The 13,592-nt window shown below is 66.9% G+C and carries 12 protein-coding genes; 3 read left to right on the forward strand and 9 right to left on the reverse strand.

Going from position 1 to position 13,592, the window contains the following annotated elements:
- Positions 1 to 102 precede the first annotated feature (102 nt).
- On the forward strand, positions 103 to 1,455 hold the full coding sequence (hslU, locus tag VPH40_RS11795) for an ATP-dependent protease ATPase subunit HslU (protein ID WP_285817091.1): 1,353 nt from the start codon (positions 103 to 105) through the stop codon (positions 1,453 to 1,455).
- A gap of 15 nt (positions 1,456 to 1,470) precedes the next feature.
- On the forward strand, positions 1,471 to 1,665 hold the full coding sequence (locus VPH40_RS11800) for a hypothetical protein (protein WP_099665795.1): 195 nt from the start codon (positions 1,471 to 1,473) through the stop codon (positions 1,663 to 1,665).
- 68 nt (positions 1,666 to 1,733) lie between these two features.
- Here VPH40_RS11800 and VPH40_RS11805 read toward each other — a convergent pair whose 3' ends face one another.
- Positions 1,734 to 2,348, reverse strand: a complete 615-nt coding sequence (locus VPH40_RS11805) for an outer membrane protein (RefSeq protein ID WP_099665796.1) — start codon at positions 2,346 to 2,348, stop codon at positions 1,734 to 1,736.
- A 167-nt stretch (positions 2,349 to 2,515) separates the two neighbouring features.
- On the opposite strand from VPH40_RS11805, the gene VPH40_RS11810 reads away from it, so the two are divergent.
- Positions 2,516 to 3,292, forward strand: coding sequence for a helix-turn-helix domain-containing protein (locus VPH40_RS11810; protein WP_180278646.1), 777 nt, complete (start codon positions 2,516 to 2,518; stop codon positions 3,290 to 3,292).
- On the opposite strand, the gene VPH40_RS11815 is transcribed toward VPH40_RS11810, so the two are convergent.
- From VPH40_RS11815 to gspL, 8 genes are read right to left on the reverse strand one after another with little or no spacing between them, the layout of a single operon-like run.
- On the reverse strand, positions 3,265 to 5,517 hold the full coding sequence (locus tag VPH40_RS11815) for a patatin-like phospholipase family protein (RefSeq protein WP_099665797.1): 2,253 nt from the start codon (positions 5,515 to 5,517) through the stop codon (positions 3,265 to 3,267). The genes VPH40_RS11810 and VPH40_RS11815 overlap by 28 nt on opposite strands.
- 58 nt (positions 5,518 to 5,575) lie before the next feature.
- Positions 5,576 to 6,133 carry a type II secretion system protein N gene (locus VPH40_RS11820; RefSeq protein WP_099665798.1) on the reverse strand — a complete coding sequence of 186 codons (558 nt, stop codon included), beginning with the start codon at positions 6,131 to 6,133 and terminating at the stop codon, positions 5,576 to 5,578.
- A gap of 15 nt (positions 6,134 to 6,148) precedes the next feature.
- The gene (gene gspF / locus VPH40_RS11825; protein WP_099665799.1) at positions 6,149 to 7,369 is read right to left on the reverse strand and encodes a type II secretion system inner membrane protein GspF; all 1,221 of its coding nucleotides are present in this window, start codon (positions 7,367 to 7,369) and stop codon (positions 6,149 to 6,151) included.
- A gap of 10 nt (positions 7,370 to 7,379) precedes the next feature.
- The gene (gspE, locus tag VPH40_RS11830; protein ID WP_077398708.1) at positions 7,380 to 8,801 is read right to left on the reverse strand and encodes a type II secretion system ATPase GspE; all 1,422 of its coding nucleotides are present in this window, start codon (positions 8,799 to 8,801) and stop codon (positions 7,380 to 7,382) included.
- 10 nt (positions 8,802 to 8,811) lie between these two features.
- Positions 8,812 to 11,052, reverse strand: coding sequence for a type II secretion system secretin GspD (gene gspD, locus VPH40_RS11835; RefSeq protein WP_289918522.1), 2,241 nt, complete (start codon positions 11,050 to 11,052; stop codon positions 8,812 to 8,814).
- Positions 11,049 to 11,825, reverse strand: a complete 777-nt coding sequence (locus tag VPH40_RS11840) for a type II secretion system protein N (RefSeq protein ID WP_328573518.1) — start codon at positions 11,823 to 11,825, stop codon at positions 11,049 to 11,051. The genes gspD and VPH40_RS11840 overlap by 4 nt, the downstream gene beginning before the upstream one ends.
- A complete protein-coding gene (gene gspM, locus VPH40_RS11845) occupies positions 11,822 to 12,355 on the reverse strand; it encodes a type II secretion system protein GspM (protein ID WP_251349449.1) in 534 nt (177 codons plus the stop codon). Before gspM ends, VPH40_RS11840 begins: the two co-directional genes overlap by 4 nt.
- Complete coding sequence (gene gspL, locus VPH40_RS11850; RefSeq protein ID WP_328573519.1) at positions 12,352 to 13,581, reverse strand: type II secretion system protein GspL; 1,230 nt, start codon at positions 13,579 to 13,581, stop codon at positions 12,352 to 12,354. The genes gspM and gspL overlap by 4 nt, the downstream gene beginning before the upstream one ends.
- Positions 13,582 to 13,592 lie beyond the last annotated feature (11 nt).

Consider the following 13,592-nt stretch of genomic DNA (forward strand, 5'->3'; position numbering starts at 1 on the left):
TGGCCTGGGCGTACAAAAAAGTACTGCCTGCGGCCAAGCGCCTTGCCCTGAACGTTTTTCGGGCACTCTACGCAAAAGAAAGATAGAAAGCCAACTATGATCATGAACATGACCCCGTCGGAAATCGTCACCGAACTCGACAAGCACGTGGTGGGCCAGGCCAAGGCCAAGCGCGCCGTCGCCATCGCCCTGCGCAACCGCTGGCGCCGCCAGCAGGTGGCCGAGCCCCTGCGCCATGAAATCACGCCCAAGAACATCCTCATGATCGGCCCCACGGGCGTCGGCAAGACGGAAATCGCGCGCCGCCTGGCCAAGCTGGCCGAGGCGCCGTTCATCAAGATCGAAGCGACCAAGTTCACGGAAGTGGGCTATGTGGGGCGCGACGTCGACACCATCATCCGCGACCTGATCGACATCGGCATCAAGCAGACGCGCGCGCTGGAAATGAAGAAAGTGCGCGCGCGCGCCGAAGATGCGGCCGAAGACCGCGTGATCGACATCCTCGTGCCGCCGGCGCGCGACTTCGGCTTCACGCCGAATACGGCGGCGGCCGTGGACACGGGCAGCGGCGACAGCACGCGCCAGACCTTCCGCAAGCGCTTGCGCCAGGGCGAGCTCGATGACAAGGAAATCGAGATCGAGCTGGCCGAGGCGGGCCCGCAGATGGAAATCATGGCGCCGCCGGGCATGGAAGAAATGACGGAGCAGATCAAGTCCATGTTCTCGGGCGTGGGCGGACAGCGCAAGAAGGCGCGCAAGGTCAAGATCCGCGAAGCATTGAAACTGCTGGTCGAGGAAGAAGCGGCCAAGCTGCTGAACGAAGATGAACTGAAACAGAAGGCGATCCAGAACGTCGAGCAGAACGGCATCGTCTTCCTCGATGAAATCGACAAGATCGCCTCGCGCTCGGAGTCCGGCGGCGCCGACGTCTCGCGCGCGGGCGTGCAGCGCGACCTGCTGCCGCTGGTCGAGGGCACCACCGTCAACACCAAGTACGGCATGATCCGCACGGACCACATCCTGTTCATCGCCTCGGGCGCGTTCCACCTGTCGAAACCGTCGGACCTGATCCCGGAACTGCAGGGGCGCTTCCCCATCCGCGTGGAACTCGAATCGCTGTCGATCTCGGACTTCGAACGCATTCTCACCAGCACCGATGCCTGCCTGACGATGCAGTACGAAGCCTTGCTGGCGACGGAAAACCTGAAACTGCAATTTGCGCCGGAAGGCATCACGCGCCTGGCGGAAATCGCCTACTCGGTAAACGAGCGCACGGAAAACATCGGTGCGCGCCGCCTGCACACGGTGATGGAAAAACTGCTGGAAGAAGTGTCGTTTACGGCCAGCGAAGGCAGCAGCAGCACGGAAAACCTGCTGGTGATCGATGCCGCGTATGTCAACGAACGCCTCGAAGCGCTGTCGGTCAACGAAGACCTGTCGCGCTACGTGCTGTAATCAGGGAGGGGACCGATGGCAAACAAGGCATTGGCGACGCGGCAAAAAATGCAGTTCCGCGTCGAACCCTCGCAAAAACCGCGCAACCCCGTCGCCACTGCAGCCCTGCAGCGCGCCGCCGGGGCGCACGTCAAGACCGTGTCAGGCCAGCGCCAGCAGGAAAAACGGCTGCTGGCGAAATTGCTGTTGAAAGTCGAAATAGACAAATAGGCCGCCCGCGGACACCCCTTGCATGGGGCGTCCGCCATCAGGCCACTCTCTGCCGCAGCAGCATCCCCTTAGAAACGGTAGGACGCGCCCAGCGAAAACATGTCGACCTTGGTCGTCTGCTTGCTGCTGTACTTGACCGGCACGCGGTCCCAGTCCAGGTGCAGCGCCCAGTTCTTGTTCAGCGCATACGCCGCGCCGATGCCGTAGGTCAGGCCGATCTTGTCCTTCTTGTCCGAACCGCCGCCCAGATAATCGACCTTGCCCTGCGTGTAAGCCGCGCCCAGGCGGCCGCTCAGGGTGAACGCGTCAAACTGGTAGCCGAGCACGCCCTGCATGCCGAGGCCCGTGAACTTGCCGCGGCCCGCGCGCCGGCCGGCGCCCGTGTCGAAGCCGGACTTCACTTCGCCGCCCATATACCCCACCAGCTCAATCGAAGGCAGGGCCACGCCGCCCTGAAACGGCAGCGCGTCGAAACTGTAACCCACGTAGGCCTTGCCGTTGCGCTTGCTGCTTTTGTCGCAATCGTTTTGTCCCGGCACGCAGTCGAGGCCGGTACTGGCGCGAAAGCCATAGCTGGCGCCCATGTAGATGGGGCCCGGCGCAGGATCGGCTGCCGATGCATGCAAGGGAGCGATGGCGGCCAGCGCCAGCAGCGCTGCGGGGAAACGTAATTTGAAGGACATGAATAACCTCTACAAGTGGATGAGTTGCCTGGTTGTAGCGCGCCGTGCGAGCCACAAGCGGGAGTGTCATCTCTTTTGCCGTAAAGTACTATCACCTTGTGCAAAGTGCCATTAAGGGCTACATTCGGTACCGTTACCCGCTACCAAACTTATCAAAAAGGATATCCGTGAGTTCACCCGAACTGGTTTTGCGCGTGCTGCGCACGCAACTGCGCGCCGCCGGCATCACCTATAAAGTGCTGGCCGAACGCATCGGCATGAGCGAATCGAGCGTCAAGCGCATGTTTGGCCAGCACGACATGTCGCTGTCGCGCCTGGCCCTGATCTGCAAGGCCTCGGGCATCGCCATGGAAGACGTGCTGCGCGGCGCGGCCGACATCACGCCGCATGCCGACACGCTCACCCTGGTGCAGGAAAAGTCGCTGGTGGCGCATCCGCGCCTGCTGCTGGTGGCGATCTGCTGCCTCGGCCACTGGAGCCTGGAACAGGTGGTGGAAACGTATGCGCTGACGCAAGCCGAATGCATCGGCTGCCTGGCCGAGCTGGACCGGCTGGGCTTGATCGAGCTCAAGCCGTTGAACCGCTACAGCCTGCGCGTCTCGAACGCCTTCCACTGGCTGGCCGACGGCCCGGTGCAGCAGTACTTCCGCGAACACGTGGTGGCCGACTATTTCAGCGGGCATTTTGACGGTGCCGGCGAAACCCTGATGTGCATCCCGGCGCGCCTGTCGCTGTCGAGCGCGCAGGAGCTGGTGCAAAAGATCCGCCAGCTGGCCGAGGAACTGGCGCGCCTGCACCAGAACGACCGCCGCCTGGCCCCCGCCGAGCGCGACGGCTTTACCCTGCTGCTGGGCTTTCGCTCATGGGAATTTGCCGCCTTCACGGCCCTGCGCCGCAGTACGGCGTCCGCCGCGCCCTACCAGACCGGCCCCAGGAACAGGTAGAGCGTGCTCTCGCCGCCCTTCGATGCACCCGACGCCACGTACACGGGACCGAAGCGCGTATCGACGGAGATGAAGGCGCTGCTGGCCTGCGTGAATTTGGTGGATTTCCAGTGCTCGCTCTGATCGAAGCCGCCGCCCATTTCCAGCGAAAAGCCGGCCCGCACGGCGCCGCCCAGGGTGCTGGGCAGGGAGCCGATGCGGCGCGCCATCACGAAGCGCGCCAGGGCCACGCTGCGCCCCGTCACCGATTCGAACTGCGTGCCGGACAGGCGCAGGAAGCCGCCCAGGCTGAGTGGCGCCTCGCCCCGCTGCGCGCGCGCCCATTCGCCATACACATGGCCGGCCCAATTGCCGCGGCCAAAAGCCTTCAAGCCCGTGATGGCGGAGCGCCCCAGGCCCGTCTCGCCCGAACCCGTGGTCGAGGCGCGCGTCCAGGTGGCGTCAAACAGCACGCCGCGCGTGGGGAAACCGGGCGAATCGAGGGTATCGACGCGGAACTGGACGAACTGGTTGGTGCCCAGCGCCCGCTCCTGCGGGTAGGCCGGGTCGGCCGGGATGCTGACGCCGGCCTTGACTTCGCTGCGCGAGACGCCGAACTGCAGGTCGCCCCAGAAGCCGAACTGGCGTCCCAGCACCAGGCTGGCGCCCTGGCCGCTGTAAGCGACGCGCGCGCTGCGCCGTCCCTTGTCGAACAGGTCGACCGCCTGCGAGCTGTACTGGATCGACGGCGCGATATACCACGGGTTGCCGGCGCCCAGCGGCTGCCAGTACTGCACCCCGAAATTGCGCGTGGTGCCGATCTGCGCCATGCTGCGCAATTCGCCGCCCCAGCTGTTCAGATTCGAGCGCACATGCAGCAGCTTCAGGGCAAAGGTATTGCTGTCCCTGAAATCGCTGCCCACTTCCAGGCCCACGCGCAGGCGGCTGCTGGCCCACGGCGCTTCGACGGCCTTGATGGTGACGGCGCGCTGGTCGCCGGAATCGACCACTTCCGTCTCCACGCGCGCCACGTCGCCGCGGCCATACAGCTTGGCCGCCGCCTTGAGCACATCTTCCTGGCTGACGGACTGCCCTTCCACCAGGCCCGATTGCGCCTGCAGGATGCGCGGATTGATATCGCCCTCGCTCTCCACGGCCAGGCGCGTGAGCGGCAGGGCCACGTCCAGCAGGGCCGGCGCGGCCAGGCGCAGCTGCTCGCGCGCCGCATACTGTTCCGGCGGCAGGGCCAGCGGCGCCAGGCGGGCGGCCAGGGCCTGCGCCGCCTGCTCGCCGGCGCGCATGGCGCGCGCATAGTTTTCAAAGTCGAGGAAACTGACGCCCGTCAAATCCGGCGCCACCAGGATATCCTGCGGCTGCAATTCCTTGAGCGAGCGCTGCACATTCTGTTCCGTGAGGATTTGCAGCATCTGCTGCGCCACGCCGATGGCGCTGCCCAGCTCTTTTTCCGGCGCCAGCGGCGTGCCCACGTTGACGGCGATGATGATGTCGGCGCCCATGGCGCGCGCCATGTCGACGGGCAGGTTGCGCACCAGGCCCCCATCGACCACCAGCCGGTTATTCACGCGCACGGGGGCAAACACGCCCGGCACGGCCAGCGAGGCGCGCATCGACAGGAACAGGGGCGTATCGACCAGTTCCACCAGCTCGCCATTGACCAGGTCCGACGCCACCGAGCGGAAAGGCAGCGGCAGCTGGCTGGCGGGGCGGTCGCGCATGCCGGCCGGCAGCAGCCGGTTCAAGGCCATTTCCAGCGCCGCATTGCTGGCCGCCGACGGCGGCGTGGAAATGCCGTTGCGGCTGGTGCCAAACTCGATGCGCGACGGCAGCAACAAATCTTCCTCGCGGCGGCGGAACGCCAGTTCGTCGCGCGGCGGCCTGTCGGCCACCACGCGCGCCCAGTTGGTCTCGCGCGCCATCTTTTCCAGGTCCGCCACGGAGGCGCCGGCCGCATACGCGCCGCCCACCACGCCGCCCATGCTGGTGCCGACCACCATGTCGATCGGCACATGCAGCTCCTGCAGCACTTTCAAGACGCCGATATGCGCCAGGCCGCGCGCGCCGCCGCCCGACAGCACCAGGGCGATGCGCGGACGCGCCGCGACGGGTGCGGGAACGGCCGGCGTGGCAGCGGAGGTAGTGGGGGCGGCGGGAACGGCGGCGACAGCCGGCGGCAAGGCGCACAGCGCCGCCACGCAGCCCGCCAGGACGGCACGAATCGAGAACATGAAGACTCCTGTGGCGATGGCGGCATGGCGCCATCGGCAAAATACGATAAAAACAGCGTTAATTCGGCGGCGGCACGCTGCTCACTTGCGGCGCCGGCATCATGGTCGCCGGCCGCTGCTGCTCCATCGGCAGCGGCGGCGGCACCAGGTTCGTGGCCGGCGCAGGGGCTGCGGCCGGCGCTGGGGTGGCGGACACCTGCCCCGGCAAGGCCAGCGCCTTGTCGTCGGCCACCAGGTCGATGCGCTTGCTCACGCCGCCGTCGCGCAGCAGCACGTGGCGCGCATGCACTTCCAGCACCGTCACGCCGGGCACCACTTCGGCGCCTTCCGGCAAGGCGACGGAGGGCTTGCCGTCGGTCGAGATGATGGCCACGCTGCCGCGGCCATTGCCGGCGGCCACCACGCCCTTGAGCTGGTAGTTGCTGGCCGTGGCCACGCTGACCTGGCCGCCGAACAGCGAGGCGCCCGCCTCCACGCTGGCATCCTGCACCACCGGATTGGGGGGCGGATTGATGGGGCGCTGCGGCGCCTTGAACAGCTGCATGGCCCAATAGGCCAGCGACACGGACAGCGCCACGACGGCGAGCAAACTTGTAACTTGAGGCAAACGCTTCATGGCTTCCTTGGATACTTATCTTACAAGCTGATTGATTTCGATAATCGGCATCAGCACGGCCAGCACGATCAGCAGCACCACCACGCCCATCGCCAGGATCAGGGCCGGTTCCAGCAGGCCGGCGATGGTGAGCGTGCGGCGTTCCAGGTCCTGCTCCTGCGCGCTGGCGGCGCGTTCCAGCATGGCCGGCAGCTCGCCCGTGATTTCGCCCGCGCGTATCATGTGGATCAGCATGGGCGGAAAATGCTTTTGCGCCGACAGCGCGCGCGCCAGGCTGACGCCCTCGCGCACGGCGCCGCTGGCGTCAGCCACCAGTTCCTGCATCGCCACGTTGGTGAGCGTGTCGCGGCTGGTGTCGAGCGCGCGCAGGATCGGCACGCCGGATCCCGTGGTGATGGCCAGGGTGCTGGCGAAGCGCGCCGTGTTCAGGCTGCGCTCGAACTTGCCGTACAGGGGCGCCGTCAGCAGCCAGGTATGCCAGCGCCGTTTCAGGGCCGGCTGCTGCAGCGCGCGGCGCCAGGCGAACCAGGCGCCGGCCAGGATCACGGCCACGACGAGGCCATAGTTGCGCACGAAGTCCGACAGCGCCAGCATGATCACCGTCAGCATGGGCAGCTTCTGCTTGGTATTGGCGAATACGGAGACGATCTGCGGCACCACATAGGTGAGCAGGAAAATCACGATGGAAAACGCCACCACCGTGACGATGGCCGGATACGTGAATGCCAGCTTGACCTTCTGCACCAGCGCATTGCGCCGCTCGATATAGTCGGCCAGGCGCGAGAGCACGCGCGACAAATGGCCGATCTGCTCGCCCGACGCCACCAGCGCCCGGTAAATTTCCGCGAAATCGCGCGGATGGCGCGCCAGCACGTCGGAAAACGCGGCGCCGCCGATCACTTCCGAACGGATCGAGGCGATCAGGTCGCGCAGGTAAGGCCGCTCGGCCTGTTCCAGCAGCGCGGAAAACGCCTGCTCCAGCGGCAGGCCCGCTTCCAGCAAACTGGCCAGCTGGCGCGTAAACAGCGCCAGCTCGGTGCTGGACAGGCGCTCGCCGAAGCCGCGCCGTTTGGTCACGCCGGCGGCGTCGACCTGCGCGGCGATCGGTTCGACGGCCAGCGGCACCAGGCCTTGCACGCGCAACTCGGCGCGCGCGGAACGGGGACTGTCGGCATTGAGCACGCCCTTGCGGGTGGCGCCTTGCGCGTCGACGGCTTCATAGCGGAATGCGGGCATGGTGGCGGGCCTAGTCTTTGGTCACGCGCAGCAACTCGGCCTGCGTGGTGGTGCCGTCGCGCAGCCAGCGTTCGCCGTCGTCGCGCATGCTCGTCATGCCGTCCTGCAGGGCCACGGCGCGCACTTCCGCTTCCGAGGCCCGGTTGTGGATCTGCGCGCGGATCTGCTCCGTCGTGCGCAGCAGCTCGTACACGCCCACGCGGCCCTGGTAGCCCGTCTGGCCGCAATGCTCGCAGCCGACCGCCTGCCAGTACTGGCCGTCGAAGGTCTTGCAGGAACCGCACAGCTTGCGCACCAGGCGCTGCGCCAGCACACCTAGGAGCGACGACGACAGCAGGAACGGCTCGATGCCCATGTCGAGCAAGCGCGTGACGGCCGCCGAAGCGTCGTTCGTGTGCAGCGTCGCCAGCACCAGGTGGCCCGTCAAGGATGCCTGCACGGCGATCTGCGCCGTTTCCAGGTCGCGGATCTCGCCGATCATGATCACATCTGGATCTTGCCGCAAAATCGCCCGCAGCGCCTTGGCAAATGTCATGTCGATGCGCGGATTGACCTGCGTCTGGCCGACGCCGGCCAGGTCGTACTCGATCGGGTCTTCCACCGTCAGGATGTTCGTGGTGGTGGCGTTGAGCATCGACAGCGCCGCGTACAGGGTCGTCGTCTTGCCCGAGCCGGTGGGGCCCGTGACGAGCACGATGCCGTGCGGCTGCGTGATCAGGCCGTCGAACTGTCCCAGCATGGGCGCGCTCATGCCCAGGTGCTGCAGGTCGAGGCGCCCCGCTTCCTTGTCCAGCAAACGCAGCACGGCCCGTTCGCCATGCCCGGTGGGCAGGGTCGAGACGCGCACGTCGACGGGCTTGCCGCCCACGCGCAGGGTGATGCGGCCGTCCTGCGGCAAGCGCTTTTCGGCGATGTCGAGCTGCGCCATGATCTTGATGCGCGAAATCAGCGAACCGTGGATGGCTTTCCTGGGACGCACGACGTCGCGCAGGCTGCCGTCGATGCGGAAGCGCACGACGGACGTCTGCTCGAACGGCTCGATGTGGATATCGGACGCGCCTTCGCGCAGCGCTTGCGTGAGCAGCGCGTTGATCATGCGGATGACGGGCGCGTCGTCGGACGATTCGAGCAAATCCTCGATGGCCGGCACGTCCTGCAGCAGTTTTGTCAAATCCAGGTCGGCGTCGAATTCATCGGCCATCTGCGACGCGTCGCCGCCGCCGCCCGCGTAGGCGCCGGCAATGGCCGCATCGAGGTCGCCGCGCGGCAGCACCGTCAGCTGGATCTGGCCGAAACGGCGCGACACTTCGGCAATCGCCGCCGGCGCCGTCGACGCGGCCACCAGCACCTCGACGGGGGCGCCGTCAACGGCGCCGGGCCGGGCCAGCAAGCCAAAATCGCGCGCGTAGGCGTAGGGAAGCAGATTACTCATGACTGTCCCATCACTTCTGCGGCTGTTGCGGCTGTTGCTGATACTGCTGCAGCAGCGACTGCGGCGGCGTGGCCGCGTTGGCCGGCGCGCCTGGCGGCGGCGTCGGCGCCGGCGGCACGGGGCGCGTCACCATGCTGCCGCCAACGGGCTGGCCATCCTGCAGGGCCGGCAGCACGGGCGTGCCCAGGTCTTTCAGCATCAGATTGCCCGACGCCGGTACGGCGGCCGTCTCGGCCGAGCGCATGTAGTCGTAGCGGTCGGCCGCCAGGCTGCCGCTCTGCTCCTTGTTGCGCACGATGACGGGGCGCAGGAAGATCATCAGATTGGTTTTCTTGCGCTCGCGCGTCTGGTACTTGAACAGGTTGCCGATCAGGGGAATGTCGCCCAGGCCGCGCACTTTTTCCGCGTTGTCGCCCGTGCTGTCCTCGATCAGGCCGCCCAGGACGATGATCTGGCCATCGTCGGCCAGCACATTGTTTTCGATCACGCGGTTGTTGATGGTGATGCCGCTGACGGCCGTCGAGGTAGATTTGTCCACGCTCGACGTCTCGTGATAGATGCCCAGCTTGATCGTGCCGCCTTCGGAAATCTGCGGGCGCACCTTCAGGGTCAGGCCCACCTCCTTGCGGTCGATGGTCTGGAACGGGTTGGTGTTGGTGCCGGCCGTGCTGGTGTACTGGCCCGTCAGGATAGGCACGTTCTGGCCCACCTTGATGGTCGCCAGCTCGTTGTCCAGGGTGATCAGGTTCGGCGTCGACAGGATGTTCGCGTTGCCGTCCGATTCCAGCGCATGCGCCACGGCGCCCAGGCCCAGCGCGCCGTTGATCTGCTTGAAGATGCCCAGCGTCAGGCCGCCCGTCGGCAGCACCTTGCCGCCACCCAGCGCCAGCTTGGCGATATTGTTGTCGGTGCCGCCGGCGAACGACTGCAGCGCGCCCACGCGGTAGCTGCTGCTGCTGTCGCCGGAAAGCCCCAGCCACTGCACGCCGAACTCGGAGGCCTTGGCCGACGTCACTTCGACGATCAGCGCCTCGATGTAGACCTGGGCGCGGCGCACGTCGAGCTGGTCGATCACGGCGCGCAGGTTGCGGTAGACGGCCTCGTTGCACGTCAGGATCAGGGTATTGGTGGAGGCGTCGGCCTGGATGAAGCCTGCCGCGCCGCCCGAGGACAGCTGCTGCGGCCCGTTGCTCAGCGAAGCGCCGCCCGTGGTGCCGCTTTGCGTATTGCCGCCCAGGCCAGTGGTGTTCATGCCGCCGCCCTGGTTGTTCTGGTTATTCGTATTCAGGCTGTTGTTGCCCGGCTGCTGCGCCGAAGCGGCCGTGCCGTCCGACGTCACCACCGAACGCAGGGTCTGCGCCAGCTTGGTGGCGTCCGCATTTTTGAGGTACACCACGTGCACGTTGCCCAGCTGCGTGGTGGGCTGGTCCAGCTTCGAGATCAGCGACTTGGCCAGGTTGGCGCGCGCCGCCGATGGCGCGCGCAGCACCAGCGAATTGGTGCGCGGGTCGGCCAGCACGGATACCTTGCCCGCGTCGGCCCCTGCGGCGCCGCCCGCATTGCCGCCTTCCATCAGTTTATTCACCATCGAGGCCAGGTCGGAAGCGATGGCATAGCGCACGGGGATCACGTCCAGGTCCGTCGAGGCGGGCACGTCGAGCGCGGCGATGATCTTCGCCAGGCGCTTGAGGTTATCCGCGTAATCGGTGATCACCAGCGAGTTGTTGCCCGGGTTGGCGTTGATCGTGTTGTTCGGCGAAATCAAAGGGCGCAGCACGGCCAGCAGGTTGGCCGACGATTCGTAGTTCAGGTAAAACACCTGGGTGGCGATCTGGTCGCCCTTCACCTGGCTGCTGCCGTTGCCCACCTGGGTCGGCACGGATTGCAGCTTGGCGTCCGCTTCCGGCACCACTTTCGCATAGCCATCGCCGGAGACCACCGCATAGCCTTGCAGGCGCAGGGCCGAGGCCAGCAGCGCGAAGGCTTGCGTCTTGCTGATCGATTTTTCCGACACCAGCGTGATCGTGCCCTTGACGCGCGGGTCGATGACGAAATTGATGTTGGTGTAATGGCCCACGGCCTTGATCACGGATTCGATGTCGGCGCCGACGAAATTGAGCGCCGCTTCATCGCCGGGCGCGGCCCAGACGGGCGCCGGCATGCCGGCCACGGAACAGCACAGCAAGGCGGCGGCCGACAGGCGGCGCAGCGAAAAGGAGAAGGTATGGGGGCTCACGGATGGTTTTTTCATTGTCTGAACTCTAAGGCGATGATGTTTTTTTCGCTATTGCTACGGCGCTGTCCCAGCAAATTCAACAAACTCGCCAAGGTCTCTTCATATCCTGCTGCGGCCTGGGCCTGGCCGGAAAACTGCATGCGCCCCTGTTGCAGGCTCCCGCTGCCGTCGAGCAGCAGCGGTCCTTTGATGGAGCGCAAGGTCAACGTCGCCTGCTGCCCCTGCCAATCGAAATCGAGCTCGTAACTGCCCAGCGGACGCAAGGACGACAGGCGCGACGCCATGTCCGTCATCTGCAGGGTCGTGCGTCCAACGGCGGAAAACTGCTGTTTTTCCAGCGCCAGCTGCAAGGTGCTCCACGACAGGCGCATGCTGCCCGTCGGCGCCACGGTATTCAGGGGCGCGCCCAGGCCGCCCAGGCCGTCGGCCGGCAGCAGCAGGGCCGCCGGGCTGACTTGCCAGTGCGACCACGAACCGCGCAAATTGACGGCCTGCGACAGCGCCTGCGCATTCTGCAATTCCACGTCCACCGATCCCCACAGCACGGATGGCGAAATGCGCCAGCTGAAGCGCCCCGGCAGCAGCGGCGTCACGGCGCCATTCGCGCTGGCCGCCCCGCCGATAAAGGCCGAGCCGCGCCACAGGGTACCTTGCGCGTCGCCCAAGGTCAAACGTCCGCCCGTCTGCTTTTCCATGAGACTGGCGACCCAGCCGGCCGGGAAAAACACCAGCAGGGTGACGCAGACGCTGACGATGATGGCCAGCAGCCAGCCTAGCAGGCGCATCATCGCGCCGCGCCCGGGCTCTGGTGCAGGGTCAGGCTGGCGTCGACCAGCCCCGCCTTGCCCTGCGCCGTGATCTTCGCTTCCTGCACCGCCACGCGGCCTTCGCGGCGCAAGCCGTCGAGCCACAGCATGACGCTGGCGAACGGCACGCCGTTCAGCTGCACGCGCGCATACTCTCCCGTCAGCGACAGCGATTGCGGCGCCAGGCCGCGCGCCTTCAGCGACGCGTCGAGGCTGTCACGGCTCATGCTTGCCACCTGTACGGGTGCCTGGCGCGCCAGCTCGCCCGCTTCGCGCGCCAGCGCCTGCAGCTGGGCCGCATTCTGGCGCAGCTCGGGCAAGCTCTTTTGCAAGGCGATGCGGCCCGTCCAGGCCGGCTCGAAGAAGACGGCGTAGACGAGGGCCAGCCCCGCCACCACGCCGCCGATGCTCAAGAGCTTGCGCTCCTGCGGCGTGCGCTCGGCCCAGAAAGCCTGCACGGCCTGCTGCTGCCCCGCCCACGCGGCGCGCGCCTTGTTGACTGCTGCACTCATGTTTTTGCTCCCGTGGCCGGCGTGATCTTCCACACGCCCGGCGCCGTTTCATTCAAGGCCAGCTTGCGCGCGGCCAGGCCGTCGCGCACCTGCGCCTGGGCGCTGGCGTCGACCATGTCCGGTTTCAGCTTGACGATCAGGGCACGCTCGCGGTATTCCAGCGAGGCCACCACGCCGCGCCCGGCCAGGCCGCCCAGCGCCTCGCCCAGCGCCGCGCTCATGCTGGTGAAGTCATCCATGCTCGCCTGCCCGCCCTGCAGGCGGGCGGCGGCGATATTGCGCCGCATCTGCTCCGCTTCCAGGCCATACACGGGCGTTTCGTTCGGATACGCGGCCTTGAAGGTTTGCTGCATCGAGGTGCGCACGGTGGCGGCCTCGCGCTTCAAGCGCATCCATTCGATATTCATGCCGGCCAGGTTGACGATCACGGCCAGCAGCGCCAGGCGCAGCGGCCAGCGCCAGCGGCGCCATTCGGTGGCCGAGCCCGTCGCCGTGCCCAGGGAAGCGGCTAGGTCCAGTCCCGCGCCTTTGGCGCCGGCGATCCAGTGCGCCCAGTGGTCCGGTTCCACCGTCACGCCGTCCATGCCGGCGGCCAATTGTTGATATTGCGCAAGCTCGGCCTGCGCCACGTAGACCGTCAGAGGCACGTCGCCGGCAAACGCGCGCGTCGTCAGCAAGGCCTGCTGCGGCTGGGCCGGCAACACCAGGCCCAGGCCCTCTTGCGGCGCCTGGCGCAAGGCCAGTTCCAGGCCATCGCCGCTGGCTTGCAGGGCAGCCGTCACGCTGCCCGGCTGCAGAGGCAGGCACAGCTGCGACGGCAGCAGCGCCACCTTGCGCGCGCCCTGCGCCAGCAAGGCTTTCACGAGTACCTCGGCCCAGGCGCGCTGCGCCACGGCCACCGTGCGCATGCCGGCGGCATCGGGCGCGCCGGCGGCCAGCAGGCAATCCTGGGTGTCGCCGAGGATGTGTTCCTCCACCAGGCCCGGCAAGGCCGCGCGCAAGCGGGCGCCGGCCAGCGGCGGCGTTTTCAGGCGCAGCAGGGTCACGTCGGCCGCCGCCAGCAGCAGCACCACCTGCTTCGCGCCGGCGATCAGCTGGCCCAGGCTGCCCAGCGGCGCGCTGCCCTGCTGCAACAGGGCGCCGCCGTCGCCGGCCAGCACGAAGGAGCAGGCCGGCGCGCTGTCGGTGGAGGCCTTGGCCGGGTGACGGATATACAATATTGTCAAAGTGACTCGCT

Origin of the sequence: Janthinobacterium sp. P210005 (assembly GCF_036231865.1) — a bacterium.
GTDB lineage: Bacteria > Pseudomonadota > Gammaproteobacteria > Burkholderiales > Burkholderiaceae_D > Janthinobacterium > Janthinobacterium kumbetense.